Source organism: Silvimonas iriomotensis (assembly GCF_014645535.1).
In the GTDB taxonomy this organism is placed as follows: domain Bacteria; phylum Pseudomonadota; class Gammaproteobacteria; order Burkholderiales; family Chitinibacteraceae; genus Silvimonas; species Silvimonas iriomotensis.
This window is the reverse complement of the sequence record NZ_BMLX01000007.1, coordinates 139478-163070: the sequence shown is the minus strand read 5'-3', so window position 1 is coordinate 163070 and position 23593 is coordinate 139478. Positions and strand designations below refer to the sequence as shown.

Sequence of the window (23593 nt, the reverse complement as noted above, 5' to 3'; positions counted from 1 at the left end):
GTACTTCGGTGGTGCGTTAACCATCTTTTTTGTTATTTACCGCACCGCATCAGGGCGTGCTGATGTACGGTAAGCTCTTGGTATTCAAGGGTTAACGGGCTATGTGCCATTGCGGCCAATAGCCCGTGGTATTACAGCCGATTGGCGTCCTTCAAGGAGCTTGGCCAGTACAACAATGCGCGGGCACCGCCCATCGGGGAGGTTTCGATGCGCAAATTGCCGCCGTGGCCATGCATCACCATGGCCACAATGGCCAGCCCCAGGCCATAACCACCCGTGCTGCGGTTGCGGCTGCTTTCCAGGCGTTCGAACGGTTGCATCAGCCGTTCACGCTCGGATTCGGGAATCCCCGGGCCGTTGTCATCGACCATCAAGCGTGCGACACCGTCAGACCATGACAGCACCACCTGGATCTTGCCGCCGCCATAACGCTTGGCATTGCTGATCAGGTTGGACAGCACGCGTGAGAGGTAATAACTGTCCGCGTTCATGAGCGGCGCTTTCAGGCCGGTAGTGTTTTCCAGCGGAATCACGGTGCCGCCCACCGACAGCTCGGCCAGTTGTCTTTCCAGCCACGGCATCATTTCTACTGGCTGGATTTCCAGCTGCATCTGCGAGCGTTCCAGCTTGCGCAACGTCAGCCATTCTTCGACCAGCTGGTCGATCTGTTCCAGATCCCGCTCCATGCCACTGGTCTGGGCTTCGGCCGGTGCGCCGGCCTTGAGCGCTTCCAGCCGGTAGCGCATGCGCGCCAGTGGTGTGCGCAAATCGTGAGAGATCGCATCAATCATTTGCTGGCGGCTGGCAGTCAGCTCTTGCACGTCGTGCGCCATGCGGTTGAAGGTGGAGCCCAGCGAGGACAACGGCGAGTTCTCTGACAATTCGGCGCGCACCTGAAAATCGCCACTGCCCATCTTGCGGCTCTGGCGGACCATGGTGCGCAAGTCGCGGTAGAACGGCCGCATCCACAGCCAGGTGGGAATCCCCAACGCGGCGCACATTAACAGCAAGCCCAGAATGTCTGGCCAGGAAATATTGTCCAGCCGGTTCAGATACGGCACCGGCCCCAGCACCACAATCAGTTGCGTGTCCGGAATGCGGTGCAGATAGATATCTTCATCTTCCAGCAAAATGATGTCGCCATCCGCCAGGGCCTTGCGGTTGGGCGGGCTGAGCGTGTAGGCATCCAGCTGTTCAATCTCGACCGGCACCGGCAACTTGCCCCGCATGCGGCTGATTTCGCTATGCCAGATCGACTGCGGCAAGTCGCCCAGTTCGTCTTCCACAATGCTGATGGTGGTCTGGAAAATGTCGGTCAGGTAATGCTGGTTGATCCGCTCGATCATGTGCTTGTACAGGCTGCCAATGATCAGTGCGGAGGCCAGGAAACACAGCACCACCGTGAGGTAAAACCGCAGGAACAGCTGCCGCATGGCAAAGCCGTCCGGCAAGGCTCGCCGGGAGCGGCGCACCATCACCGCGGTGCGGCGGTAAAGGGTGCGGAAAATTCGTGAAGGCTTGCGCATGTTGAAGTAGGCAGTGAGGTGAGAGGTCAAGGTGTAAAAGAGCGGGATTCGCGTGCGTGTTGCGGTGGTCAGCAGTGGCACTGCACACCCGTCCCCTCACTCCTCACGCATTATTCCTGCCACCAGATATCGGTCGCGAACAGATACCCCTTGTGGCGGATCGTCTTGATCTTGCGCGGCTCGATCGGATCGTCTGCCAGTTTCTTGCGCAGGCGGCTGATGGCGACGTCCACGCTGCGGTCCAGCCCGTCATATTCAATCCCGCGCAAGCGCTTGAGCAAATGATCGCGTGAAAGGATTTCGCCGGCGTGGCTGGCCAGTTCCCACAACAGGTCAAAGTCGCCGGTCGACAAATGCAGCGGCTCGTTGCGGTAAGTGGCGGTGCGGTTGCGGCTGTCGATGACCAGGTGGCCGAAATTGGTGGTGGTACGCTGATCTTTGGCCGCGCTGATGGTCGGTGTGACCGCGCCGGTGGATTGGCGCAGGTGCGCCTTGATCCGGGCCACCAGCACCGACGGCGGCGTGGTTTTGACTACGTAGTCCGACGCGCCGATCTCGAAACCCAGAATCTGGTTCATGTCGCTGTTGAGCGAGGTCAGGATCACGATCGGGCCGGTATAGAACTCGCGCAGCTCGCGGCACAGCGTCATGCCGTCCTTGCCCGGCAGCATGAGGTCCAGCAGGATCAGCGTAGGCGGGTTGGCGCGTACGTTCTCGATCACGTGATTGCCATCGGCCAGGTGTTCAACTTCAAATTCGAAGCTTTTCAGGAAACCGCCGATCAGATCGGCCAGTTCCAGATCGTCCTCAACGAACAGAATGCGTTGGGTCATTGATTACTCCGCAGCTACTTTCCGGTTTGTTTGTGTGTTCAGTCTATTCAGACTATTCAGTGCTGATGGTCCGGGCCTGCCGCATGGGGCAAGAGGCCATATCCGGGTCATGTTTCATGCAGCACCCGGCCCACTGCTGCGCGCAAGGCGTCAGTGCCCATCGGGGGTGTATCGAAGCCATAACGGATGAGCTTGCCATTCCGGAGGACATCCACGCCATCAAAATCAATGCCGATGAGTCGCAGATCACCGGGCATGTTGATCTGATCCAGCCATTGCGCTTCTTGTTCCAGTGACAATTGCGCGGCCTCGGCCCACTGTCCGGCGTCACTCCAGCCCATGCGCCCAAAACCCGCAATGTAACGCAAGGCGCGCACTTCAAGGCGCCAGACCGCAAAATCGCCCAGTGCCAGAAACTGCAGCGCTTCAGGCTGATACCGTTCTATCCGGGCCACGAGCAAGGGCGAGGGGTCAACCGGCGCCGCCGTGCCGATCAGCGTGACGCGTTCTGCGGCGGCGGCCGCGTCGCTGCTGTCAAAGACGACAAAACTGCATTGCGCGTCTGTCTGCAGGTTCCGGGTATGTTCGGCCAGCGTGCTGATCACAAACAAGGGGCTGCCGGTTTCGTCACACACATACGGCAGGTAAGAGGCGTACGGGAAGCCGGCCCATTGTTGCGACTGGGTAGCCAGGACGCCCTCACGACATCGCCGCACCAGTGCATGTGCGGGTGTCACCCATTGTTCTGCATAACGGACGGACTGGGGCATGACAGTGCGCTATTGTTTTGGGAATATGTTGATTGTAGCGGGCGCGCACTTTTGCAGACAGCCTCACCCTTGATCAACGTTTATTCAACGATAAAGACGGCCACGCGGCCAGGACTCAGCTTATGACTGTACGTACGGTATTGAAAATGGGTACACCGAGCCTGCAGGAACGATCGGCCACCGTCACCGCGTTTGATACACCTGAACTCAAAACGCTGATCGACGACCTGTTCGATACCATGCATGCCTACAACGGCGTGGGCATTGCCGCGCCGCAGATCGGGGTCAACCTGCAGGTGGTGATCTTCGGCTTTGAATCCAGCCCGCGTTACCCGGACGCCCAGCCGGTGCCGCAGACCATCTTGATCAACCCGGTGATTACCCCGCTGAGCGACGAGGAAGAATCCGGCTGGGAAGGCTGCCTGTCGGTGCCGGGCCTGCGTGGCGAAGTGCCGCGGCATACGAAGATCCGGTATCAGGGTTTTGATCAGCACGGCCATCCGATTGATCGTGTGGCTGAGGGCTTTCATGCCCGCGTGGTGCAGCATGAGTGCGATCACCTGTGGGGCATTCTTTACCCACAGCGCATCCGCGACATGACACGCTTTGGCTTTCTGGAAGTGCTGTTTCCTAATCTGACCGACGCGCCGGACGATTAAGCGCGCGCCGCCTGAGCCGCCAAAAGAAAAAGCCCCGCATTGCGGGGCTTTTTGTGTTCTGGGTTGCCTTGTTGGCTTATTCGACGATCAGGGTCAGATCGCGGACCGATTCAACGGTCTGGTTGCCCGGACCCCAGCACACTTTCGCCTTGTTGCCCTTCTGGAACATCACGATGCCGTCAACGGCTTCGGGCTTGCTCACGGTGGCGGAACGGTTCACGCGGGCGTTACGTTGCAGTTCAACGGTCTTGCCAAAGAAAGGGATGCTGATTGCCATGATGTGTACTCCGTGTTCAGTTGAATTTTGATGACGTCAGTATACACGGTTCGTAGTTATACTACGTAGGAAATATTTACGGAATGTACACAAGGCAACTACACGATTTTGCCCGGTCAGGGCATGTATTTCTACGTAAATTCTAGGTTTTACGGGTGTGAAAGGTGAAATATACCCGATGAATGTTACACGTGTTTCTAAATGATTTAATAATTTTGTAGTTTTACTTCTTGTTTTTGACATGTGAACTACATCCGGTGGGCGCAAAATGTGGTCCTGATCGCCTGCGCTGTCACAAAATGCACTGCTGCTCCGTCAGAGCTATATATAGTGACCAACCCGTTGCGCTATCCATGAACGCTCCTGCTACCTCTTTCACCGCCCTGCGACCGCGCCTGTTTGCGGTGGCCTATCGCATGACCGGCATGCGCGCCGATGCGGAAGACATCCTGCAAGATGCCTGGCTGCGCTGGCATGAAGCGGATCGCAGCCAGATCCAGATTCCGGAGGCCTGGCTGACCACCGTGGTGACCCGGCTGGCGATCGACCGCCTGCGTGAGGCACGGCGCGAGCGTGCGGACTACATCGGCCAGTGGTTACCCGAGCCGCTGGTGGAAGCCGCGCCAGACCCCTTGCAACAGCTTGAGCACGTGGGGGAGTTGTCGCTGGCCTTCCTGGCCTTGCTGGAAAAACTGACCCCGTGGGAGCGTGCTGCCTTCTTGCTGCGCGAGAGCTTTGATCTGGACTACGCCGAGATATCCGGCATGCTGGGCAAGACCCAGGCGGCCGTGCGGCAACTGGTGCATCGGGCCAAAGCACGGTTGCAGGATCAATCGCCGCGGTTTGAGGTCACGCCGCAAGCGCATCTGGATTTGCTGCAACGCTTTGCGCATGCCTCGGCCCGGGGCGATGAATCTGCACTGATGGCCTTGCTCGATGAAAACGCTATCTATAGCAGTGATGGCGGTGGCAAGGTCATGGCCACATTGCGCCCGCTGCAAGGGGCCGGGCGGCTGGGGTTGTTCTACAAATGTCTGGCGCGCCTGTATGACGGGCAAACCGTGCATTACGCCCTGGCCTGGGTCAATGGCCAGTTGGGGCTGTTGCGCTACAACGAAGGCAAGCTCGATTGCGTGATGGAAATTACCCATGACGGCGAGCGTATCCGCACCATTCATGTGATGCGCAATCCGGACAAACTGGCGCTGATTGATCCGGCCGTGTCACAGATCGGGCCGGATACGCGTCTTGTATTGTGAAGCCGTCGGGAACTGTGTGCTGACGGCGCCGCCCTCACTCACAAGGAGCCCATCATGACTTCGCCGCGTCTGCCTTCCCGTGATCTTGCCCCCAAGGCCTATGCCGCCCTGGCCCAGGTCAATGCCGTGCTGGAAAACTCATCGCTGGATCGCAAATTCATTGAACTGATGTTCTTGCGTGTCTCGCAAATCAACGGCTGCGCTTATTGCGTAGACCTGCACTGGAAAAGCCTGGTGGAAAGCGGCGAAGACCCGCGTCGCCTCAATAGCCTGATTACCTGGCGCGAAAACACGTTTTACAGCGAGCAAGAACGTGCCGCGCTGGCGTGGGCAGAATCGCTGACCCGGCTGGAACAAACCGGCGCGCCCGACACCGACTTTGAACCCTTGAGTGCCCACTTTACCGAGCAGCAGATTGTGGAGCTGACTTTTGTCGTGGCGCTGATGAACGCCTGGAACCGGCTGGGGGTGGGCATGCGCCTGCCGGTGGGCTTGCCCAGGCTGAAACACTGATCCGGCCCGAGCGCCGGACGTAAAAAAACCGCAGCAGGGCTGCGGTTTTTTTATTCTGATTCAGCGCGCTCAAAGCGCGGCGTGAATTAGATGGCGCGGATAGCGCCGGCTTGCAGACCCTTCGGGCCTTGCTTTACTTCAAACTCAACGCGCTGATTTTCCTTCAGGGTCTTGAAGCCTTGACCGGTGATTTCGGAAAAGTGAGCGAACAGATCGGCGCCGCCGTTGTCCGGAGTGATGAAGCCGAAGCCCTTGGTGTCGTTAAACCATTTTACGGTACCGGTAGTAGTAGACATGCTACGTTCCTTTGAAACAGATTTTGAAAGTGGAGCAATACGCTCCGGTGGTGCATACGATCAGGAAACGTACCGGGAAACTCTGGCAAAACGCCTACGAGGGCACAGCAGGGTAAACCGTGGTCATGCTGAATCGAAAACTGCAGAGCGCACCATACACATTTTTTTATCGGGTGTCGATAGTAAAAAAAGGTTTTCGACCAAAGGCAAAACCCTTGTTTGATGCGGTTTGCAGCCCGATTCTGAAACAATCAGACACGGATTACTTGCCCGGGTCAGCGTTTTCTGATGCCGGCGGCTGACCTTGAAAGTCAGCAAAAGCCCGGTTGAGCAACGCTGCAATATGCACTCCGCCCATGATCAGTTGCCGGCGCAGAATGGCCGCGGTTTCGTCTGCATAAGACAGCGGAATATCAAGATGGCTGCCCGCTGTCGTGGCGGGGCAGGTCAGTGCGCCGGGCAGATCGCCATAAACCAGCGCGCGGGAAACGGCATTGGCTTCACGGGCCCATTGGTCTGGCGTGCCTTGCGCCCAGTCGGCCAGTTGCGGCCCGAAATCTGTCAGCAAACCCGTCGCAAATGCCGCTTCGCTCTGCCCGCGCACGGCTCGTTTGACGAGCGTGGTATCCCACAGCGTATGCAATGTGCCCTGTTGCCCGGCAAAGGTAACGCGCACGTCATTACCGCCGCGGTCGTGATTGTCAGACGCATGCAGCGGCTGGGCCAGGTCGCCCGCGACATGAATGATCACCCGCACGGCCAGGCGTTTGTCGTCCTGACTGGCCTGTGGGTCTTGCAGGACCGCCATGAACCGGTCCAGCGCCGCGGTGGCGCAGCGCCCGCCAGAACAATAGCTGTCGTGGCTTGCGGTCGTGCACAGCGGAATATTGTCGTAATGCCATTGGGTAGAGCCCGGCAGGCGTGACGCCAGCAGTGGCCGGTTCTGGTCCAGCCAGCTGGCTTCGTCAGCCACGTTGTCTGTGCCCAGCAACTGCCTTAACGCGGCGCGGCTTTGCGGGGTCAGCAGCGCATTGGCCACCAGGCCGGTGATCCGGTGCCCCTGGGCTCCCCAGGCGAGCGCTGGCGCACTATATAGACTGAAGGTCAGCGAGAGGATCAACAGGCTGATTCTGAATGCGTAAACCATCACGGTGGCTCCTTTATACGGGTTTGGTGCGGAGTGCAAACTTGTAATCAGGCGACTGTTCACTACGTGATTATTTTGTTTTCAAACAAGGTGTTTGGCAGGCATTCTGCGGTTATCCGGGTCGAGTTGCGTCCAGTCATGAGACTGCGACGTGGCCGTGCCAAAACAGATTCAGGCGATTGATAAAACAAAACATTGATATCCACGGGGTAACCATGAAGAACAGCACAGCACCACAAGGGGTGCATCAGATTGTCATTGTCGGTGGGGGTGCCGGCGGGCTGGAACTGGCCGCACGGCTGGGTCATAACCTGGGTCGCACGGGTCAGGCGCGCGTGATTCTGGTTGACGGTTCGCCCACGCACATCTGGAAACCGCTGCTGCATGAAGTGGCGACCGGCGCGCTCAACACCGGCGAAGATGAAGTGAACTACTTTGCGCATGCCCATCGTCATGGTTACGAGTTTGAATTCGGCTTCATGAATGGTCTGGATCGCGAAGCACGTACGATCAGCATGGATGCCGTGTATGACGAAGACGGCACCGAGTTGTGCGGCCCGCGCACGATTCATTACGACACACTGGTGCTGGCCGTGGGCGCGGTCTGCAATGACTTTGGTACGCCGGGCGTGCAAGAAAACGCCATGCAGCTCAATACGCCCGTCGAGGCCGATCGTCTGCGCAAGCGCCTGCTGGCCCAGTCGTTTATTGTCGGCACCACCAACGATCCGCTGCGTGAACTGCGTATTTCCATCATTGGCGCTGGCCCGACCGGGGTTGAACTGGCGGCGGAAATCCATCACGCCATTACTGAAGCCCACAATTACGGCTCGCGCTTGTCGCCAGACCAGTTGCGCATCAGCATTATTGAAGCCGCACCGCGGATCTTGTCGGGTGCGCCGGAGTCGCTGTCGGTCTACGCGACAGAAGAGCTCAAGGCCCGCAATATCGCCGTGCTGACCAGCAGCAAGGTGCAGGAAGTCCAGCCCACCCAGGTGGTACTGGCCGATGGCCGCAATATTGAATCAGACATCATTGTGTGGGCTGCCGGCGTGAAGGCCGCGCCGTGGTTGTCGACCCTGGGCCTGCAAACCAACCGCAATGGCCAGATCGAAGTCACCTCCGTGCTGCAGACCGTGACCGACAAGCACATCTTTGCCATGGGTGATTGCGCGTTCTCGACCGATGGCGAAGGTGGCCCGCCGCTGCCGGCCACGGCGCAGGTGGCACACCAGCAGGCGCGCTGGCTGGCCCAGATGCTGGAGAACTACTTTGCCGGGCGTGAAGTGGCATCGTTCCGCTTCAAGCCGCAAGGCATCATGGTTTCTCTGGGCAAGCACACGGCTGTGGGTTCGCTCGCGGCGGTGGTCGGCCCCAAGCGTGACTACTATGTAGAAGGCATGAGCGCGAAACTGATCTATTCTTCGCTGTACCGGATGCACCAGGCGGCATTGCACGGCTGGGTGATGGCCGGGCTTTTGTATGTGGGTGACAAGTTGCGCCGCATTGCGCAGCCGCCACTCAAACTGCACTGAGAACCGCGCCGATACTGGCCCCGGCAGGTTGATGGCCACATCACCGGCCGGGTTGCTGCAGGCGCTGCAGGCAAAAAAAACGCCGACCTCATTGGGCGGCGTTGTAAACAGAGGATGGAAACGAAACCGCGCGACGTGGTAACACGCCGCGCAACACGAATCCTCGTCCTCGGCCCACCGCCGGTCAATTATCATGATCTAATTATTGACAGAAACAACAAAATCGGCATAAGCCGGTTTTGCCCTTACTCCCGCCCGTTTCAGCATCCAGGAATCGCACACTGACCAATGGCAATTGGCAGCGTCCCCCCTTTCTTCGGTAAGATTTGGTGTTTTTCCCGAGAGTGAATCCGCATGGCGCAAGTTGGAGTAGTCATGGGCAGTAACAGCGACTGGGACGTAATGCGCCTGGCCGTTGAACAGCTCAAAGCATTTGGCGTTGATTTTGAATGCAAAGTGGTCTCGGCGCACCGTACGCCGGATCTGATGTTCGAATATGCCCAAACCGCCCGTGAGCGCGGCCTGCAATGCATCATTGCCGGGGCCGGCGGCGCTGCCCATCTGCCTGGCATGATTGCGGCCAAGACCACCGTGCCTGTGCTGGGCGTGCCCGTGCCATCCAAGTATTTGCGCGGCGAAGACTCACTGTTGTCGATTGTGCAGATGCCCAAGGGCGTACCGGTTGCCACCTTCGCCATCGGTGAAGCGGGCGCCGCCAACGCGGGCCTGTTTGCCGTGGCCATGCTGGCCGCACAAAGCCCGGAACTGGCTGAAAAACTGGCTGCGTTCCGCGCAAAGCAAGAACAAACCGTGCTGGATATGACGCTGCCTGAGGTATGAGTCAGGACGGCAACCAGGACGAGCTGGACCGCTACCAGCGCATCATTGACGGTGGCTGGTGGTGGTGCGTGCTCTGGCGCGGTGTGGTTTGTCTTGGTGTGCCTGGTAGTGTGCTGTTGTATCTGGTGCGTGCGCTAAATGGTATTAGCGCTGACCCTGTTTCAGGGTTATTACACACGTTTCCATTGGGTTTGACGGCCGGTTTTATCTACGGACTGGCCTTATGGGGGTTTGCGCAGTTGCAAATTCTCAAAGCAAAACGAGAAAAGGACTGAAAAAGATGGCCAACAAGCCGATTCTTCCACCCGCCATGTTGGGCATTCTGGGTGGTGGCCAGCTTGGTCGCATGTTTGCCACGGCCGCCAAGACCATGGGTTACCGCGTGACCGTGCTCGACCCCGATCCGCAATCGCCCGCGGCAGACTTTGCCGACGTCCACATTGCCAAACCCTACACTGATCCGCAAGCACTGGCACAACTGGCTGCCACCTGTGCGGCGGTGACGACTGAATTCGAAAACGTCAATGCCGACAGCATGCGCTGGCTGGCCCAGCAAGGGCTGGTGGTCAGCCCGTCTGGCGATGCCGTGGCCATTGCGCAAGACCGCATTGCCGAAAAAACCTTTATCCGTAACGCCGGCCTGGATACTGCTCCGTTCCTGCCGGTGCGTAACTCTGGCGATCTGGCCGGCGATCTCAGCGCTTATCTGCCGGGCATTCTGAAAACCGCCCGCATGGGCTACGACGGCAAGGGCCAGGTCCGCGTCAACACGGCTGATGAAGCTCGCCTGGCGCTGTCCAACATGAAGCATCAGGCCTGTGTGCTGGAAAAAATGCTGCCGCTGATGGCGGAAGTCTCTGCCATCGTGACACGGACCCGTGCCGGTGAGGCGGTGTGCTTCCCGGTGGCAGAAAACCAGCACGTGAACGGTATCCTGGATGTCTCCATCATCCCGGCGCGGATTGGTGATGCGTTGCTGGAGCGCGCCCGCGCCATGGCGCTGCAACTGGTCGAGAAGCTGGACTACGTCGGCGTGCTGGCGGTGGAGTTTTTTGTGCTGGAAGGCGAGCAACTGGTCATCAACGAGATGGCGCCGCGTCCGCATAACTCCGGCCATTACACGCTTGATGCCACGCTCACCAGCCAGTTTGAACAGCAAGTGCGCGCCATGTGCGGCCTGTACCCCGGCCGCCCGGATCTGCTGCGTCCGGCCGTGATGGTGAACCTGCTGGGCGACACCTGGGGCGAAAACAATGCTGAACCGCATTGGGAAGTGCTGATGACCGCGCCCAATACCAAGCTGCATCTGTACGGCAAGAAAGAAGCGCGTATTGGCCGCAAGATGGGCCACTTCAACGTGCTGGCCGACAATGCCGATGCCGCGCTGGAGCAGGCCATGGCGATCAAGGACACCCTGTGAGTGATCTGCCGGGCTGGCTGGCGCAGTATGCCGCCACCCTGGCCCCCGCCGCAGACCCGCTCCGCGCAGACAAAATGGCCGCCTATATGCGCGGCCATTTTGTTTATCTGGGCATTGCCACGCCGCAACGCCGCCTGCTGACCCGCCCGCTGGAAAAAACCGCCAAAGCCACGCTGGCCGAGGCCGATATCCTGGCGCTGGTGCAACTGCTCTGGCAGCAGCCCGAGCGCGAATACCAGTATGCCGCCTGTGATTTACTGGAACGCGCAGAACAGACGCTCACGCCGGCTGCCTTGCCGGTGCTGCTGACGCTGGTTACGCAAAAATCCTGGTGGGATACCGTCGATACACTGGCCAGCCACAGCATCGGCCGGCTGGTGGCACGCCACAGGCAACTGGTGCCGCAGCTGGACGCCCTCGTCGAGCACGAGCATCTCTGGTTGCGCCGGACCGCCATCATTTACCAGCTGGGCTGGAAAACCGGCACAGACGTGCCGCGCTTGTTTGATGCCTGCCTGCGCAATGCTGCGCATCCGGATTTCTTTATCCGTAAAGGCATTGGCTGGGCGCTGCGCGAATACGCCTGGACGGCACCGGACGTGATCCGCGCCTTCCTGGCGGAGCACGGGCAGCGGTTTTCGGCGTTGTCGGTGCGTGAAGCCGGCAAGCACCTCGGCAACTGACCCGCTTGTCATGACCGCAGACTGTCGCTGTCGGTCTGCCCACCGGCCATGCCAACATTGGTATTTTGCCCTCACGCCGAGCGCCCATGTACACGCCCAATCACTTTGGTGTCACTGACCCGCAAACCCTGCACGACTTTGTGCGCGACCACAGCTTTGCCACGCTGATCAGCGTGATCGATGGCGTGCCGTTTGCCAGCCACGTGCCGTTGCTGTTGCGGTGTGATGCAGCGGGCGATCACCTGTGCGGCCACGTGGCGCGGGCCAACCCGCACTGGCAGCACTGGGCAGAAGGCGCGCCGGTGCTGGCGATCTTCCACGGTCCTCATGGCTACATATCGCCGTCGTGGTACGCAAAGGGCCCGGCCGTGCCGACCTGGAACTATCAGGCCGTGCATGCCACCGGCACCATCCGCCTGGTCGATGATCCTGCCGCTACCCTGACCGCGCTGACGGGGTTTTACGAGCCCGCCGGCATTGCCGCCCAGGTGATGCCGGCGGAGTACGTGAGCAAACTGTCGGAATACATCGTCGCCTTTGAACTGGATGTCACGCAGTGGGAAGGCAAGTTCAAGCTCTCGCAAAACCGGCCACAGGCGGATCAGGACGGCGTGGTACAAGCGCTGCATGCCCGGGGTGAAACCGCGCTGGCAGCGGCGATGCAGCCCGCTGCCGCCCCGCAAGTCAGCGGGATCAATCATCTCACCCTGGCGGTGACAGATGTCGCGCGGGCGCTGCGGTTTTATGTGGAGGGCCTTGGCGCACGCCTGCACGCACAATGGGACGGCGGTGCGTATCTGACCGTGGGTGGCCAGTGGCTATGCCTGTCGCTGGATGCCGACCGGGCCGCCCACCGGACCACGACGGACTACACCCATCTTGCGTTCAGCGTGACGCCGGCAGACTTCGCCCCGCTGTGCGCGCGGCTGGCAGCATCCGGTGCGCCAAGCTGGAAAGACAATCGCAGCGAAGGCGACTCGTTCTACTTCCTGGACCCGGATGGCCACCGGCTGGAACTGCATGTGGGCGATCTGGCCAGCAGGCTGGCGTCCTGTCGCGTCCGGCCCTATGCGGGCATGCAGTTTTACTGAGTCGCGGCCAAAAAAAACCGGCCCCCCACAAGGAGGCCGGAAGATGGGCGCGTACAGCGGTTGCTACTGCAGGGGAACTTGCGGGGGCGTGCAAGACCCTGCGGTGATGAGCCAGGAAACATGTCTCAACGGCCATCATATTAGCGTTTAACCTTATGCCTGCTGACACCGCTGACCCGTTAACTGAAACCGGTCAGCGGAAAATCTGACTTTATGCTGACTTGTGCGGTGTGTCGCGTACCGCAGGCCAGGGTAAATCCCATGGCGCCTGCAAGTCTGCTGCGGCTTGCTCCGGCCATGGCGACGGCCAGTGCGCGCCACTGCCCGGCAGCAGCAGGAAAGACCAAGTTTGCGCGTCCCACGAAAAACGCAGGGCGCAGGCATGCAGATAGCCGCGATCGGCAGCCTCTGCGCCATACCGCGTATCACCCAGGATGGGCGCGCCCACGCTTTTAAGCGCGACGCGCAACTGATGCGTGCGCCCGGTACGCGGGCGCAGCAGAAAACCGCGCAGGCCGTTTCCCAGGCCGTAACTGAAAAACTGGGTGACGGCGAGGTTATCGGTTTCCCGCGTGAGCAACCAGTTGCCGCCGCGGCCGCTTTGCATGCCGCCGGCAATCGTCCCCTGTTTCCTGGCCGGTTTGCGTGCAGACAGGGCCAGATAGAATTTCTCCAGCGTCCGGCTGGCAAACATCTCGCCAAAGTCCCGCGCGGCCTCGCTGCTGCGCGCGACCAGCAACAAGCCGGAGGTAATGCGGTCAAGCCGATGCAGCGGAAACAGCGCGCCCTCATGCTGCTCCCGCAAAAGATCCAGCACGCCGGCTTCATCGCCCTCCCGATGAAAACCCAGCCCAGGCGGTTTGTAGACCAGCAGGAAATCATCATGCGTGTACAGCACGGACAGCGCATTGAAATCAGGGCAGGAGAGGGTAGAGGCGACAGCGGGCATTTCGGGTTTCTATGCATGCGGGTAAAGTTCGACCCAACGTTTATACCTTGAAACACCATGAAACTCATCATCATTGCCGTCGGGCACAAAATGCCCGGCTGGATCGAAGACGGCTTTGGCGAATACGTCAAACGCATGCCGCGCGAATTTGCCATCAGTCTGGTTGAACTCAAGCCCGACAAGCGTTCTGGCGGGCGCACGCCACAGCAAGTCATGGCAGAAGAAGCCGAGCGCATTCTGGCCGCCATCCCGCAAGGCGCACGCGTGTTTGCGCTGGACGAGCGCGGCGCCAACTGGACCACCATGAAGCTGGCCGAGAACATGAAGAACTGGCACACCGATGGCCGTGATGCCGTGTTCATCATCGGCGGCACGGACGGGCTGGACCCCTCCGTGAAACAGCGCGCCGACCAGTTACTGCAACTGTCCGCCATGACCCTGCCGCACGGCATGGTGCGCGTGCTGCTGGCCGAGCAGCTCTATCGTGCGTATTCCATCCTGCACAATCACCCCTATCACCGCGAATGAGTTTTGAAATGACAACGCAAAAAGATCAAATCGACCTTTACCTGGCCTCTGGCAGCCCGCGCCGCAAAGAGTTGCTGGCGCAAACCGGCGTGACCTTCGAGCGCATTGCCGCGCCGGTTGATGAAACCCCGTTGCCGGGTGAAAAGGCGCGTGATTACGTATTGCGCCTGGCGCATGCCAAGGCTGAAAGCGGCTGGCAGGCCATGATTGCGCAAAGCCTGCCGGTGCGGCCGGTGCTGGCGGCAGATACCACGGTGGTGCTGGGCGATGCCATTCTGGGCAAGCCGGAGAACGCGGTGGACGCCACGCAGATGCTGCGGCTGTTGTCTGGCTCCAGCCATGAAGTGCTGACCAGCCTGGGTTTGCGTCATGCCGGCGGCGTTGAGGTGGTGCTTTCTACCAGCGTGGTGCACTTTGCGCAGCTGACCGACGCGCAGATTGCCGACTACGTGGCCAGCGGCGAGCCCATGGACAAGGCTGGCTCATACGGTATTCAGGGACGCGGCGGGCTGTTTGTGTCGCGGCTGGAGGGGAGTTTTACCGGGGTGATGGGCTTGCCGTTGCATGAGACGGCGGTGTTGCTGGGCAAGTACGGGATGGGGTTTCTGGCGTGATGCCAGGCTGTGTGTTCGCATGAAGGGTTTGTCCGCTCTCGTAACATCGTCATTCCCGCGAAGGCGGGAATCCAGCGGCAATGCCACATGCACCACTGTCGTTGAACAAGCATCCAACAAAAAAGCCACCTGAAGCAGGTGGCTTTTTTATATCTGCGGCAGTCGGAATGAACCTCACCCCACATACCCGAAAATACTCACGAACTGGCACAAGCTCCCGGCCAGTACAAACAAGTGCCAGATCCCGTGGAAGTGTTTCACCTTCTCATCAAACAAAAAGAAGATGATCCCCACGGTGTAGATGATCCCGCCTGCAGCCAGCCAGTAAAAACCCACTGTCGGCAGTGCGGCCATCAGTGGTTTGAGCGCGAACACCACCATCCAGCCCATGGCCACGTAAATCAGCATGGAAAAAAGGCGCGTGCGTTTGCCGATCAGCATTTCCTGGACAATACCGATGACCGCCAGCGCCCAGTTCACGCCGAACAGTGTCCAGCCCCACGGGCCGCGCAGGGTGACGAGGGCAAACGGGGTGTAGCTGCCGGCAATCAACAGGTAAATGGCGCAGTAATCCAGCTTCTGGAATACCGCTTTGGCCTTGCCGCGCAGGCTGTGATAAAGCGTCGAGATGGTATACAGCAGCACCAGCGTAACGCCGTAAACGGCGGTGCTGACTACTTTCCAGGCGTCGCTGTGCATGCTGGAGTACACAATCAGCAGCACCAGGCCCACCGTCGACAAAATGGCACCAGCCAGATGGCTGTAGCCGTTGAACCGTTCTCCGCGATACATGGGCGATGTACCTTCTCTTATCTTGTTGGCGCTAACTTACTCGTTCTGTAGTGTGCGCGGTTGGTATTTATGCGTAGCGCATGACGCGGCATCACGTTCTGGTAAAAGTTACCTTAAATCGCGCATCTTTTTACAGTGATTTATCCGGCTTAAATATAAGCAATTACTGAATCTGATCTACCTCAGCTTATACATCACGGCAGATTGCGCAAAAACAAAGGGCCCGTGTGGGCCCTTTGTTTTGTCGGAGTGCTCAGCAGCTTACTGGCCGGTGAGCTTGTCCAGCGCTTCGCGGTATTTGGCGGCGGTACGGTCTGCCACGTCTTGCGGCAGCGTCGGAGCCGGCGGGGTCTTGTTCCAGCCGACCGATTCCAGCCAGTCACGCACAAATTGCTTGTCATAGCTGGGCGGGTTGCTGCCCGGCGCGTACTGGTCGGCCGGCCAGAAACGGCTGGAATCCGGCGTCAGCGCTTCGTCCATCAGTGTCAGCGTGCCGTTTTCATCCAGACCGAACTCGAACTTGGTATCGGCAATGATGATGCCGCGCGTCGCGGCAAATTCAGACGCCGTCTTGTACAGCTTGATGGCGGTATCGCGTACTTGCGCGGCCAGATCGGCGCCGATCAGTTGTTCTACTTCTTCAAACGAGATCGGCTCGTCATGGTCACCCACAGCCGCTTTGGTCGACGGCGTGAAGATGGGTTCAGGCAGCTTGTCGGCTTCGATCAGGCCGGCCGGCAACTGAATGCCGCTGACCTTGCCGGTGGCTTTGTAGTCTTTCCAGCCGCCGCCGACGATATAACCGCGCACCACGGCCTCAACCGGCACCGGCTTGAGGCGCTTGCACACCACGGCGCGGCCTTGTACTTGCGGCAGGTCTTCCGCGCTGACCACGTCTTCGGGCTTGTCGCCGGTAAAGTGGCTGGGGACGAGGCCGGTGAATTTGTCGAACCAGAAATTGGAGATCGCAGTCAGGATCTTGCCTTTCTCCGGGATCGGTTCATTGAGGATGACGTCAAACGCAGAGAGACGGTCGGTGGCGATCATCAACATGCGTTGATCATCAATCTCATACAGATCACGCACTTTGCCCGAGTAAATCTTCTTCAGGCTCTTGAGGTTGGTGCTCGTCAGTCCGGTCATGAAAGGCATCCCTGCGCTGGCAAAAATGCGAATTATGCCTGTAAGTGAGGGCTACGGGCAGCGCAGATGCATATCCTGCCTGACAAGAGGGCGCGTTGGCGCAAGGTTTGGCACTGGCAAAACGGCCACGTAAAATACAGCGCAGATTTTCCACCTGACACAGAGGCCCGCCATGTGGCTTGAACCGCAACAATTTCTCGGCTTTCTGGCCGCCGCCATGCTCATCACCGTCTCGCCTGGCCCGGATAACCTGATGGTGCTGGGGATTGGCATCTCTCGCGGCCGCAAGAACGGCATGGCCTTTGGCCTTGGCTGCGCGCTGGGTTGTATCAGCCATACCATGCTGGCGACGCTGGGGATCAGCGCGCTGATTGCCGCCAGCCCGATCGCCTTTACCGCGCTTAAAGTGGCGGGCGGCCTGTATCTGGTCTGGCTGGGTGTTCAAGCGTTAAGAAGCCGGGGCGGGGCGCAGGTGGCGCAGGAGAACGCGCTCAAGGATTCGGCCTGGCGCCTGTTTGGCAAAGGTTTGTTCGCCAATGCCATCAACCCCAAAGTGGTGCTGTTTTTCCTGGCGTTCCTGCCGCAGTTTGTGATCGCCAGCCATGGCGGCGTGGCGCTGCAAACCCTGCAACTGGGTCTGGTGTTTACCGCGCAGGCGGCCGTGCTGTTTGGCTTGCTGGGGTATTTTTCTGGCGCCGTGGGGCAGTGGCTGAACCGCCGCCCGCGCGCCGGCTTGTGGCTGGACCGCATCGCCGGGACGATCTTTGTTGCACTGGGGCTCAAACTGATTGTGTCCCGCTAAATAAAAAAGGCGCCGTGAAGGCGCCTTTTTTATTGCGAGTCATCTTGCAGGGTGGACTGTGGACGCCGGGGCTCAAGCTCCGGACACCTCACACCTCACAGCATATAGCGCGACAGGTTCTCGTCGCCCACCAGCTTGCCCAGTTTGGCGTTCACCGCTTCGGCGTCGATCTGGACTGCGCCGGACTTCGCGTCAAATGACAGGTCTTCCAGCAGCTTTTCCATCACCGTCGACAAACGCCGCGCGCCGATATTCTCGGTGCGCTCGTTCACGCTCCAGGCAATCTCGGCAATGCGGTGCAAAGCGGCATCGTTGAACGCCAGTTGCACCCCTTCCGTGGCCAGCAGCGCTTCGTACTGCTTCATCAGGCAGGCGTCGGTTTCGGTCAGGATGCGTTTGAAATCATCAACCGACAGGCTGGACAGCTCAACCCGGATCGGGAAACGCCCTTGCAGTTCCGGGATCAGGTCAGACGGTTTGGCCAGATGGAACGCGCCAGAGGCAATGAACAAGATGTGATCAGTCTTGATCATGCCGTACTTGGTGCTCACCGTGGTGCCTTCGACCAGCGGCAGCAAATCGCGCTGCACGCCCTGGCGGCTGACTTCACCGGCCGAGCCTTCCGCGCGGCTGGTCACCTTGTCGATCTCGTCGATGAACACAATGCCGTTCTGCTCTACCGCCTTGAGCGCCTCGGCGCGGGCTTCTTCCTCGTTCACAAGCTTGGCGGATTCTTCCTCCACCAGCAGCTTCATGGCCTCGCTGATCTTGAGCTTTTTGGTGCTGGTCTTGCCGGCCATGGCACCTTTGAACATGTCCTGCAGCTGGCTGGTGAAATCTTCCATCCCCGGCGGGCCCATGACATCCATGGTCGGCGCGGCAGCCGCGATCTCGATCTCGATTTCCTTGTCGTTCAACTGGCCTTCACGCAGCATCTTGCGAAATTTCTGGCGCGTTTCCTTGCCGGCATCGTCCAGCTCCGGATTGTGCGCAAACGGGCCCTTGGGCGGGCGCGGCACCAGCACATCCAGCACGCGGTCTTCGGCGGCATCTTCGGCCCGCACGCGGTTGCGCGCCATGGCACGGTCACGCGCGCCCTTGACGGCGATTTCAGTCAGATCACGGATGATGCTGTCGACATCCTTGCCGACGTAACCGACTTCAGTGAACTTGGTCGCTTCGACCTTGATGAAGGGCGCATCGGCCAGTTTGGCCAGACGGCGGGCGATTTCAGTCTTGCCCACACCGGTCGGGCCGATCATGAGAATGTTCTTGGGCGTGATTTCATGGCGCAGCGGCTCGGCCACTTGCTGGCGGCGCCAGCGGTTGCGCAGCGCGATGGCCACCGCCTTTTTGGCATCTTTCTGGCCGACGATGTGTTTATCCAGCTCATGCACGATTTCGTGCGGGGTCATGGTCGTCATAGTGGGTATCCGGGTCCTTGATACGTGCAACAGGTCTGGAATCAAGGTTCAGGCTGTAGCGGCGTTTTTCAAGGCCGGCTGTACCCTGCGCGTTGTGGCAATAAGCGGCAATATGTCGATCCTGATGCGGCAGCCTTGCCGCATGGTTTTTCTGGTACACCGTGTCATGTCGCAACAAACCCGCGCCCCCGCCCTGCTGTTCTGCCTGCTGATTGTCTACGTCGTCTGGGGCTCGACTTATCTGGGCATCCGCATTGGCCTTACCGGTTTCCCGCCGCTGATCCTGGCCGCCATCCGCATGACCACCGCCGGCTGCCTGTTGCTGGCCTGGTTCCGCCTGCGCGGCACCGCCTGGCCCAGCGCGCGCCAGTGGCGCAACGGCGTGATCATCGGGACCATGATGATGAGTATCGGCAACGGCTTTGTCTGCCTGGCCGAACAAAGCGTGTCATCCGGCCTGGCTGCCTTGCTGGTCGCCAGTGGCCCGGTCTTTGCCATTGTGTTTGGCTGGCTGTTCGGCACCCGCCCCAAACTGCTGGAATGGCTGGGCGTGGGCCTTGGGATCATCGGCGTCGGGCTGCTTAACCTGGACGCCACCGCCGCGGCCAGCCCGGGCGGGGTGATCCTGGTCGTCATCGCCGCCGCCACCTGGTCTTTTGCCACCATCTTGCAGCGCCGGCTGGATATGCCCAAGGGTGGCATGTCGGCCGGGGTACAGATGCTCGGCGGTGGCGTTGTGCTGTTCATCATGAGCCAGGCGCTGGGCGAACACCTGCCCACCCACGTGCCCGCCGCCAGCATCGGCGCGCTGCTATACCTGATCACCTTCGGCTCCATCGTCGCCTACAGCGCCTTTGTCTACGTCATCAACCACTCCCGCCCCGCCCTGGCGACCAGTTATGCCTACGTCAACCCGGTCGTGGCCGTACTACTCGGCGCCGTGTTTGCCGGCGAATCCATCAGCCTGCCACTCATGGGCGGCATGGCCGTGATTCTGGGCGGCGTAGCGCTGATTGTGTGGGCACACGCGCGCAAGTAGTCAGCGCATCAAGCCACACGTGACCTGAGGGTTTCAAATTCAGGTTCAGATTCAGGTTTCAGGTTTCAGGATTTTGGGGTTTCGGGGTTGTCGTTGCTTTTGACTTTCCTCCCCCGTTAAAGCCAAGCGCCGAAGGAGCGGAGGGAGACCCAAGGCTCCCGACCGACTGAGGGCAGCCCGGAGGGCCGCCGGGCTGGGGTCGCCTTTCTTTGCCTACTTTCTTTGGCGAAGCAAAGAAAGTAGGGTGCTCCGGCCACCGCCGGTATGGAAAACAACGCGCCGCAGGGCGCTAACAAGTTGTTGAAGGTTTCTGGCCCCACTTAGCAAAGCCCACCTGCCGCAGCCCAACCGGATTCCCGCCTCCGCAGGAATGACGAAGCGATAGGGACAATGGCGCCACTCTTGCCAGCAAAGGCCCCCCGCAACAGGGCAGACCAGACACCCCACCCGACACACGGCCCCCCCCAAGACCCAAACCCAACACCCGCGCCCCCTGCAGCCCCATTTCCATATCGTTATAACGATTGAATCTTTCTTGATACCCCTCGTTCCGGTACATTCAGCCGCTTATCGCACGATCGTGGGCTTATTGCGCCCGCCCCGTGCCCAGAACAGCGCCCCGGCGCAAATCCACTCAGGTATAGCAAGCAGCAATGACAGGCATTAGCGAAGCGAGGCTGACTCACCTCAAGCAACTGGAAGCCGAGTCGATCCACATCATCCGTGAAGTGGCCGCCGAATTCGAAAACCCGGTGATGCTCTATTCCATCGGTAAAGACTCCGCCGTCATGCTGCATCTGGCCCGGAAGGCGTTTTTCCCTGGCAAGCCGCCGTTCCCGCTCATGCACGTGGACACCACCTGGAAATTCCAGGAAATGTACAAACTGCGCGAGAAGCAGCGTGAAGAAGGCTGGAACCTGATCACCTACGTGAACGAAGAAGGCGTGAAAGCCGGCATCAACCCGTTCACCGCCGGCAGCGCCAAGCACACCGACGTGATGAAAACCCAGGGCCTGAAGCAGGCGCTGGACAAATACGGTTTTGACGCCGCCTTTGGTGGCGCGCGCCGCGACGAAGAGAAGTCCCGCGCCAAAGAGCGCGTGTACTCGTTCCGCGACAAAAACCACCGCTGGGACCCGAAGAACCAGCGCCCGGAACTGTGGAACATCTACAACTCGCGCATCGACAAGGGTGAATCGATCCGCGTGTTCCCGCTCTCCAACTGGACCGAGCTGGACATCTGGCAATACATCTTCCTGGAAAACATCGAGATCGTGCCGTTGTACTTCGCGGCAGAGCGCCCGGTGGTGGACCTCAACGGCACGCTGGTGATGATCGATGACGATCGCATCCTGCAGTACCTCACGCCGGAACAGAAAGCCAGCATCGAGACCAAGTGGGTGCGCTTCAGAACGCTGGGCTGCTACCCGCTGACCGGCGCGGTGGAGTCTCACGCCCAGAACCTGACCGAGATCATCCAGGAAATGCTGCTGACCAAGACCAGCGAGCGCCAGGGCCGGGTGATTGACCATGACTCGTCTGGTTCGATGGAAAAGAAAAAAATGGAAGGCTACTTCTAAACTGGTTTGTTAACCCGAACCGGAAACGAATCCATGGCTACCTTCGTCTTGCTGCTTGAATACGTGGGCTCGATGGAAGAAATCGATGCACTGATCCCGGCGCACATTGCCTTTCTGGAAAAACACTACGCCAGCGGCGTGTTTTTACTGTCAGGCCGGCAAGAGCCGCGCACGGGCGGCGTGATCCTGGCACGGGCCAGCTCGCGCGATGCCATCGAAGCCATTGCCATGGACGACCCCTTTGCCATTGCCGGCGCGGCCCGTTACCGCGTGGTGGAATTTTTGCCGACGCGCGCCGCGCAGTCGCTCTCGTTTCTGACCGCCTAGCGGTGCAGCGTAAATACTGGATAACGTATGTCTCACCAATCTGATCTGATCGCCAGCGACATCCTTGGCTACCTCAAACAGCACGAGAACAAGGACCTGCTGCGCTTTATCACCTGTGGCAACGTCGATGACGGCAAATCCACGCTGATCGGCCGCTTGCTGCATGACTCCAAGCTGATCTTTGAAGACCAGCTGGCTGCCATCGCCAAAGACAGCAAAAAGTACAACACCACCGATGAAGAAATCGACCTGGCATTGCTGGTCGATGGCCTGCAAGCCGAGCGCGAGCAAGGCATTACCATCGATGTGGCCTACCGCTACTTCAGTACCGACAAGCGCAAGTTCATCATTGCCGACTGCCCGGGCCACGAGCAATACACCCGCAACATGGCCACCGGCGCCTCGACCTGCGATCTGGCCATCATCCTGATCGACGCCCGTTACGGCGTGCAGACGCAAACCCGCCGCCACAGCTACATCGTGTCGCTGCTGGGCATCAAGCACGTGCTGGTTGCCGTGAACAAGATGGACCTCGTGGACTTCTCTGAAGCGCGCTTCAATGAGATCCGCAACGAATACCTGACCTTTGCCAACCAGCTGGACATCGCTGATATCCGCTTCGTACCGATCTCCGCCCTGCGCGGCGACAACGTCGTTAGCGGCAGCGAGCGCACGCCGTGGTACGAAGGCGGCACGCTGATGAACCTGCTCGAATCGGTCGAGATCACCCGCGACGCCCGTCTGGACGCGTTCCGCCTGCCGGTGCAATACGTCAACCGCCCCAACCTGGATTTCCGTGGCTTTTGCGGCACCATCGCCGCCGGCCAGGTCAAGCCGGGCGACGAAGTGCTGGCGCTGCCTTCCGGCAAACGCAGCAAGGTCAAGGCCATCGTCACCTTTGAAGGCGACCAGCCCGCCGCCTACGCCGGTCAGGCCATTACGCTCACGCTGGAAGACGAAATCGACGTCAGCCGCGGCGACATGCTGATCCGCGCTGGCGACGTAGAACCGCAAGTGAGCCAGTCGTTCGACGCCCACGTGGTATGGATGAACGAATCCCCGCTGCAAGCCGGCAAGGAATACCAGTTCAAACTGGCCGGCAAGAGCGTCTACGGCCGCGTACGCAGCATCCGCCACCGCATCGACGTCAACACCCTGGCGCACAGCCCGGCTGAAAAACTGGCCCTGAACGAAATCGCCCTCGTCACCATCGACACCACCGCCCCGGTCGCCTTCGACGCCTACACCCTGTGCCGCGGCACCGGCAGCTTCATCATCATCGACCGCCTGACCAATGCCACCGCGGCGGCGGGGATGGTGGTGGGTGTGGCGCAAGCGGCTCAGGTTGCCTTCAGTGCATCGGCCATGGATGCATTTATGGCAGACCTGGCCAAGCTGGCACATCAGCACTTCCCTGCGTTGTCGCTTGACGAGGTGCTTGCCCGGATCGCATCCCGGTAATCCGGGTTTCGTCAGCGCACGGCGGGGGTGCGTTGAACCTCAAGAGGTTTCGGGTCATGATAGTGGCCCGATAACCTGCTTCCGG

General features: G+C 59.8%; 26 protein-coding genes and 1 pseudogene. 17 read left to right on the top strand and 10 right to left on the bottom strand.

Annotated elements, in window-relative coordinates:
* Window positions 1-131: 131 nt before the first annotated feature.
* From IEX57_RS18920 to IEX57_RS18910, 3 genes are all read right to left on the bottom strand, one after another.
* Window positions 132-1433, bottom strand: coding sequence for an ATP-binding protein (locus IEX57_RS18920; RefSeq protein WP_188706499.1), 1302 nt, complete (start codon window positions 1431-1433; stop codon window positions 132-134).
* Between the two features lie 203 nt (window positions 1434-1636).
* Window positions 1637-2359, bottom strand: a complete 723-nt coding sequence (rstA, locus tag IEX57_RS18915; protein WP_188706497.1) for a two-component system response regulator RstA — start codon at window positions 2357-2359, stop codon at window positions 1637-1639.
* Window positions 2360-2466: 107 nt separating this feature from the next.
* Complete coding sequence (locus tag IEX57_RS18910; protein ID WP_188706495.1) at window positions 2467-3129, bottom strand: HugZ family pyridoxamine 5'-phosphate oxidase; 663 nt, start codon at window positions 3127-3129, stop codon at window positions 2467-2469.
* Between the two features lie 122 nt (window positions 3130-3251).
* Here IEX57_RS18910 and def point away from each other — a divergent pair, with 122 nt between their 5' ends.
* Entirely contained in the window at window positions 3252-3788 is a 537-nt protein-coding gene (def, locus tag IEX57_RS18905; RefSeq protein ID WP_188706494.1) for a peptide deformylase, read from the top strand.
* 76 nt (window positions 3789-3864) lie between these two features.
* Here the strand turns inward: def and IEX57_RS18900 are convergent, their stop codons facing one another.
* Window positions 3865-4065 (bottom strand): hypothetical protein, encoded by a 201-nt coding sequence (locus tag IEX57_RS18900; RefSeq protein WP_188706492.1) that lies wholly within the window; start codon window positions 4063-4065, stop codon window positions 3865-3867.
* Between the two features lie 353 nt (window positions 4066-4418).
* Between IEX57_RS18900 and sigJ the strand changes: the two genes are divergently transcribed.
* Complete coding sequence (gene sigJ, locus IEX57_RS18895) at window positions 4419-5324, top strand: RNA polymerase sigma factor SigJ (RefSeq protein ID WP_188706490.1); 906 nt, start codon at window positions 4419-4421, stop codon at window positions 5322-5324.
* Window positions 5325-5378: 54 nt separating this feature from the next.
* Window positions 5379-5837, top strand: coding sequence for a carboxymuconolactone decarboxylase family protein (locus tag IEX57_RS18890; RefSeq protein ID WP_188706488.1), 459 nt, complete (start codon window positions 5379-5381; stop codon window positions 5835-5837).
* A gap of 86 nt (window positions 5838-5923) precedes the next feature.
* Here the strand turns inward: IEX57_RS18890 and cspE are convergent, their stop codons facing one another.
* On the bottom strand, window positions 5924-6133 hold the full coding sequence (cspE, locus tag IEX57_RS18885; protein ID WP_184102003.1) for a transcription antiterminator/RNA stability regulator CspE: 210 nt from the start codon (window positions 6131-6133) through the stop codon (window positions 5924-5926).
* A 262-nt stretch (window positions 6134-6395) separates the two neighbouring features.
* Window positions 6396-7280 carry a S1/P1 nuclease gene (locus tag IEX57_RS18880; protein WP_188706485.1) on the bottom strand — a complete coding sequence of 295 codons (885 nt, stop codon included), beginning with the start codon at window positions 7278-7280 and terminating at the stop codon, window positions 6396-6398.
* Between the two features lie 215 nt (window positions 7281-7495).
* Between IEX57_RS18880 and IEX57_RS18875 the strand changes: the two genes are divergently transcribed.
* The 7 genes and pseudogenes from IEX57_RS18875 to fos all read left to right on the top strand — a co-directional run bounded on the left by IEX57_RS18875 (window position 7496) and on the right by fos (window position 12849).
* Window positions 7496-8815 (top strand): NAD(P)/FAD-dependent oxidoreductase, encoded by a 1320-nt coding sequence (locus IEX57_RS18875; protein ID WP_188706483.1) that lies wholly within the window; start codon window positions 7496-7498, stop codon window positions 8813-8815.
* A gap of 354 nt (window positions 8816-9169) precedes the next feature.
* A complete protein-coding gene (gene purE, locus IEX57_RS18870; protein ID WP_188690882.1) occupies window positions 9170-9655 on the top strand; it encodes a 5-(carboxyamino)imidazole ribonucleotide mutase in 486 nt (161 codons plus the stop codon).
* Window positions 9652-9930, top strand: coding sequence for a hypothetical protein (locus IEX57_RS18865; RefSeq protein WP_188706481.1), 279 nt, complete (start codon window positions 9652-9654; stop codon window positions 9928-9930). Before purE ends, IEX57_RS18865 begins: the two co-directional genes overlap by 4 nt.
* A 5-nt stretch (window positions 9931-9935) precedes the next feature.
* A complete protein-coding gene (locus IEX57_RS18860; RefSeq protein WP_188706480.1) occupies window positions 9936-11075 on the top strand; it encodes a 5-(carboxyamino)imidazole ribonucleotide synthase in 1140 nt (379 codons plus the stop codon).
* Entirely contained in the window at window positions 11072-11758 is a 687-nt protein-coding gene (locus IEX57_RS18855; protein WP_229709108.1) for a DNA alkylation repair protein, read from the top strand. Before IEX57_RS18860 ends, IEX57_RS18855 begins: the two co-directional genes overlap by 4 nt.
* 86 nt (window positions 11759-11844) lie before the next feature.
* Window positions 11845-12300, top strand: a pseudogene (locus tag IEX57_RS21245) (FMN-binding negative transcriptional regulator); the annotation flags it as partial.
* 117 nt (window positions 12301-12417) lie between these two features.
* On the top strand, window positions 12418-12849 hold the full coding sequence (gene fos / locus IEX57_RS21240) for a fosfomycin resistance glutathione transferase (RefSeq protein ID WP_229709118.1): 432 nt from the start codon (window positions 12418-12420) through the stop codon (window positions 12847-12849).
* A gap of 211 nt (window positions 12850-13060) precedes the next feature.
* Here fos and IEX57_RS18845 read toward each other — a convergent pair whose 3' ends face one another.
* Window positions 13061-13798 (bottom strand): pseudouridine synthase, encoded by a 738-nt coding sequence (locus IEX57_RS18845; RefSeq protein WP_188706476.1) that lies wholly within the window; start codon window positions 13796-13798, stop codon window positions 13061-13063.
* Window positions 13799-13855: 57 nt separating this feature from the next.
* Here IEX57_RS18845 and rlmH point away from each other — a divergent pair, with 57 nt between their 5' ends.
* On the top strand, window positions 13856-14326 hold the full coding sequence (rlmH, locus tag IEX57_RS18840; protein WP_188690870.1) for a 23S rRNA (pseudouridine(1915)-N(3))-methyltransferase RlmH: 471 nt from the start codon (window positions 13856-13858) through the stop codon (window positions 14324-14326).
* An 8-nt stretch (window positions 14327-14334) separates the two neighbouring features.
* On the top strand, window positions 14335-14940 hold the full coding sequence (locus IEX57_RS18835; RefSeq protein ID WP_188706474.1) for a Maf family protein: 606 nt from the start codon (window positions 14335-14337) through the stop codon (window positions 14938-14940).
* A gap of 174 nt (window positions 14941-15114) precedes the next feature.
* Here IEX57_RS18835 and trhA read toward each other — a convergent pair whose 3' ends face one another.
* Window positions 15115-15732, bottom strand: coding sequence for a PAQR family membrane homeostasis protein TrhA (gene trhA / locus IEX57_RS18830; RefSeq protein WP_188706472.1), 618 nt, complete (start codon window positions 15730-15732; stop codon window positions 15115-15117).
* Window positions 15733-15993: 261 nt separating this feature from the next.
* Window positions 15994-16875 (bottom strand): phosphoribosylaminoimidazolesuccinocarboxamide synthase, encoded by an 882-nt coding sequence (locus IEX57_RS18825; protein ID WP_188706471.1) that lies wholly within the window; start codon window positions 16873-16875, stop codon window positions 15994-15996.
* Between the two features lie 172 nt (window positions 16876-17047).
* Between IEX57_RS18825 and IEX57_RS18820 the strand changes: the two genes are divergently transcribed.
* Complete coding sequence (locus IEX57_RS18820) at window positions 17048-17677, top strand: LysE family translocator (protein WP_188706469.1); 630 nt, start codon at window positions 17048-17050, stop codon at window positions 17675-17677.
* Between the two features lie 95 nt (window positions 17678-17772).
* On the opposite strand, the gene hslU is transcribed toward IEX57_RS18820, so the two are convergent.
* Window positions 17773-19101 (bottom strand): ATP-dependent protease ATPase subunit HslU, encoded by a 1329-nt coding sequence (gene hslU, locus IEX57_RS18815; RefSeq protein ID WP_188706467.1) that lies wholly within the window; start codon window positions 19099-19101, stop codon window positions 17773-17775.
* Window positions 19102-19267: 166 nt separating this feature from the next.
* Here hslU and yedA point away from each other — a divergent pair, with 166 nt between their 5' ends.
* The 4 genes from yedA to cysN all read left to right on the top strand — a co-directional run bounded on the left by yedA (window position 19268) and on the right by cysN (window position 23508).
* Window positions 19268-20140, top strand: a complete 873-nt coding sequence (yedA, locus tag IEX57_RS18810; RefSeq protein WP_188706465.1) for a drug/metabolite exporter YedA — start codon at window positions 19268-19270, stop codon at window positions 20138-20140.
* 653 nt (window positions 20141-20793) lie between these two features.
* A complete protein-coding gene (gene cysD, locus IEX57_RS18805) occupies window positions 20794-21720 on the top strand; it encodes a sulfate adenylyltransferase subunit CysD (protein ID WP_188706463.1) in 927 nt (308 codons plus the stop codon).
* A gap of 33 nt (window positions 21721-21753) precedes the next feature.
* A complete protein-coding gene (locus IEX57_RS18800) occupies window positions 21754-22047 on the top strand; it encodes a YciI family protein (RefSeq protein ID WP_188690850.1) in 294 nt (97 codons plus the stop codon).
* A 27-nt stretch (window positions 22048-22074) separates the two neighbouring features.
* Window positions 22075-23508: a sulfate adenylyltransferase subunit CysN gene (gene cysN, locus IEX57_RS18795; RefSeq protein WP_188706461.1), complete on the top strand. Its 1434-nt coding sequence runs from the start codon at window positions 22075-22077 to the stop codon at window positions 23506-23508.
* Window positions 23509-23593: the final 85 nt, after the last annotated feature.

Bases quoted from the DNA above. Each gene is read 5' to 3' on its own strand.
- cysD (WP_188706463.1), top strand. From the start codon at position 20,794: ATGACAGGCATTAGCGAAGCGAGGCTGACTCACCTCAAGCAACTGGAA.
- IEX57_RS18900 (WP_188706492.1), bottom strand. From the start codon at position 4,065: ATGGCAATCAGCATCCCTTTCTTTGGCAAGACCGTTGAACTGCAACGT.
- IEX57_RS18890 (WP_188706488.1), top strand. From the start codon at position 5,379: ATGACTTCGCCGCGTCTGCCTTCCCGTGATCTTGCCCCCAAGGCCTAT.
- IEX57_RS18845 (WP_188706476.1), bottom strand. From the start codon at position 13,798: ATGCCCGCTGTCGCCTCTACCCTCTCCTGCCCTGATTTCAATGCGCTG.
- sigJ (WP_188706490.1), top strand. From the start codon at position 4,419: ATGAACGCTCCTGCTACCTCTTTCACCGCCCTGCGACCGCGCCTGTTT.
- yedA (WP_188706465.1), top strand. From the start codon at position 19,268: ATGTCGCAACAAACCCGCGCCCCCGCCCTGCTGTTCTGCCTGCTGATT.
- fos (WP_229709118.1), top strand. From the start codon at position 12,418: ATGCAGCCCGCTGCCGCCCCGCAAGTCAGCGGGATCAATCATCTCACC.
- trhA (WP_188706472.1), bottom strand. From the start codon at position 15,732: ATGTATCGCGGAGAACGGTTCAACGGCTACAGCCATCTGGCTGGTGCC.
- IEX57_RS18860 (WP_188706480.1), top strand. From the start codon at position 9,936: ATGGCCAACAAGCCGATTCTTCCACCCGCCATGTTGGGCATTCTGGGT.
- IEX57_RS18800 (WP_188690850.1), top strand. From the start codon at position 21,754: ATGGCTACCTTCGTCTTGCTGCTTGAATACGTGGGCTCGATGGAAGAA.
- cspE (WP_184102003.1), bottom strand. From the start codon at position 6,133: ATGTCTACTACTACCGGTACCGTAAAATGGTTTAACGACACCAAGGGC.
- IEX57_RS18835 (WP_188706474.1), top strand. From the start codon at position 14,335: ATGACAACGCAAAAAGATCAAATCGACCTTTACCTGGCCTCTGGCAGC.
- IEX57_RS18880 (WP_188706485.1), bottom strand. From the start codon at position 7,280: ATGGTTTACGCATTCAGAATCAGCCTGTTGATCCTCTCGCTGACCTTC.
- IEX57_RS18865 (WP_188706481.1), top strand. From the start codon at position 9,652: ATGAGTCAGGACGGCAACCAGGACGAGCTGGACCGCTACCAGCGCATC.
- IEX57_RS18825 (WP_188706471.1), bottom strand. From the start codon at position 16,875: ATGACCGGACTGACGAGCACCAACCTCAAGAGCCTGAAGAAGATTTAC.
- IEX57_RS18875 (WP_188706483.1), top strand. From the start codon at position 7,496: ATGAAGAACAGCACAGCACCACAAGGGGTGCATCAGATTGTCATTGTC.
- def (WP_188706494.1), top strand. From the start codon at position 3,252: ATGACTGTACGTACGGTATTGAAAATGGGTACACCGAGCCTGCAGGAA.
- cysN (WP_188706461.1), top strand. From the start codon at position 22,075: ATGTCTCACCAATCTGATCTGATCGCCAGCGACATCCTTGGCTACCTC.
- purE (WP_188690882.1), top strand. From the start codon at position 9,170: ATGGCGCAAGTTGGAGTAGTCATGGGCAGTAACAGCGACTGGGACGTA.
- IEX57_RS18920 (WP_188706499.1), bottom strand. From the start codon at position 1,433: ATGCGGCAGCTGTTCCTGCGGTTTTACCTCACGGTGGTGCTGTGTTTC.
- IEX57_RS18820 (WP_188706469.1), top strand. From the start codon at position 17,048: ATGTGGCTTGAACCGCAACAATTTCTCGGCTTTCTGGCCGCCGCCATG.
- hslU (WP_188706467.1), bottom strand. From the start codon at position 19,101: ATGACGACCATGACCCCGCACGAAATCGTGCATGAGCTGGATAAACAC.
- IEX57_RS18910 (WP_188706495.1), bottom strand. From the start codon at position 3,129: ATGCCCCAGTCCGTCCGTTATGCAGAACAATGGGTGACACCCGCACAT.
- rstA (WP_188706497.1), bottom strand. From the start codon at position 2,359: ATGACCCAACGCATTCTGTTCGTTGAGGACGATCTGGAACTGGCCGAT.
- rlmH (WP_188690870.1), top strand. From the start codon at position 13,856: ATGAAACTCATCATCATTGCCGTCGGGCACAAAATGCCCGGCTGGATC.